Origin of the sequence: Corynebacterium sp., assembly GCF_030530965.1 — a bacterium.
Lineage (GTDB): Bacteria > Actinomycetota > Actinomycetes > Mycobacteriales > Mycobacteriaceae > Corynebacterium.
The window spans coordinates 126,849-128,796 of the sequence record NZ_JAUMTY010000002.1 but is presented as its reverse complement, the minus strand read 5'-3'; the positions used below and the strand labels follow the sequence as shown (position 1 = coordinate 128,796).

Genomic DNA, 1,948 nt, shown 5'->3' with positions numbered 1-1,948 from the left:
GCGTGGTCGGTGCCAAAGTCGTAGTAGAAACCGTCCGCTATAGCGGGGCCGATTCCGAGCTTGGTACCTGGAAATTCCGCTTGAACCGCCTGCGCCATCACATGGGTACAACTGTGCCGAATGACAGCCCGTCCTTCATCGCTCGCTGCGATGACCGTGGTGACCTCAGTGTCCTCAGTAGGTGCGAATGATAGATCGTGGATGGTTCCATCATTAGTCTTCACGCAAACCACTGCTTCGGGCCCCTTGGTGGGAAGGCCCAGTGGCTTCATCGCTGCCCCAGCTGGTGTACCAGCAGGGACCTGAAACGATACTGATGAGGCGCTTTTTTCCGATGACGACAGTGCAGACACTGATTGCACTCCTTAGTGGTGACATGGCTATCACATACCTGGTAACAGCCGGGGACGGATCAAAACTCTACCGCATGACCGGACAGCACGCGTAGCACCGTCGGGGAACCTGGCGAACACAGCCCTTGTGACGACCGTTCGTCGTCACAAATAAAAGGGGCTATGCCAAGAGATCATCCGCCCAATAATTGTCTTCACCTGCGGTGCCGTGAGGAATCGCGTAGACAGCAGAACCGATGTGAGTTATCCACTCATTGAGACGATCTGACTGATCTAACCGTTTTTGAATCGGTGTGAATTGGGTGTCTGGATTCTGCTGGAAGCAGGTAAAAATCAGTCCAGCGTCAGAAATCGGCGAGTGCGGCCCAGACACCGGAAGGCTGTAATTGAAGGCACGACGCAAAATCTGCTCATGAGTATTGTTGCCCTCATAGTGGGCTCGCGCCATATGCGATTCCGGATCAATGATCGGAAGGCCTGTGCTATCAACTTTGTCGAAGTCTGGGTCGTCGAACTCTTTCTCCCCTGTCAGAGGCGCCCCGGATTTCAGTTTTCGCCCGAAGACTACTTCTCGCGATGAGCGGTCCAAAATATCCCAGCTATCGAGATTGAGGGAAATACGACGGATGACCATCGCCGATCCCCCTCGTAACCAGGCAGGCCCATCATTAATCCACACGATATCGGAAAGTTCCTTGTCCGAACGCGGGTTAACCGTGCCGTCGAGAACACCGAACAAGTTACGCGGAGTGGATCCTTTCGCTTGGGCACCTGCCGCATAAAGAAATCCCTGTTGTTCCCAGACGGGCTCCGTATACCGCTGCCCCGCTCGAAGAATGAACCGTCGTGCATGGGCCAATGTCGTGGGGTCATCTGAACAGATCTGCAATGCTAGATCGGTTTGTCCCCACGCATCGTCGAGACGGTCCCGATCAAAAGCAGGAATGTCATGAAGCCACGACGGGATCTTGTCCTGCATCTGTAGTTTGTCGAGCAGAGGACGGCCAAACCCAATAGTGACAGTGAGGTTGGCGGGCCGAGAGACCATCTCCGGTTCAAGTTCAGCCAGCGGCGGTTGACCTTGGGTCAGCTTTCGGGACGTAGACGTCCATACCTCCATGAGGCGCTGCATGGCCTTCTTATCGATGCCCTCAATGCAATTAATCCCGATGACATTGACATACGCCTGCGACGGAGTATCGATACCCGCCTGGTGCGGTCCATCAAATGGAACGGTCTGATCAGCAATTCCCGTGAGACCTGCTGCGTTGCTGACCGCGTCCGCAGCATTTTTTTCACGCTGATCTAGAGCTTCCGACGACGACGTCGTGGCGTTATCGTCTTCGTGGCCGCAAGCAGCTAATCCTGATGCCCCCAGCGCAACCCCGGCCCCTAGGCCACCGGTGAGGAAAGAACGGCGTCGTAGCACATGGCGAAAAACGTTGCGTCGGGTGCTGTCTGCACCTCGGTCGTTTCTTTCGTCCGGTGTATTGCTTCGTTCACCATCGCTCGAGCGCTCATCGTCGTTAGGGCGTTGTACACGAGCGTTTGCGTCATCCGCGGAATTATGAGGCAAAGAGTTCATCTTCTTCGTC

General features: G+C 55.1%; 1 protein-coding gene and 1 pseudogene. Both read right to left on the bottom strand.

Going from position 1 to position 1,948, the window contains the following annotated elements; genetic code table 11:
* Window positions 1–272, bottom strand: a pseudogene (thrS, locus tag Q3981_RS01200) (threonine--tRNA ligase); the annotation flags it as partial.
* Between the two features lie 241 nt (window positions 273–513).
* Window positions 514–1,948 (bottom strand): Dyp-type peroxidase (locus Q3981_RS01195; protein WP_368410010.1); only part of this gene is annotated, 1,435 nt, incomplete at its 5' end.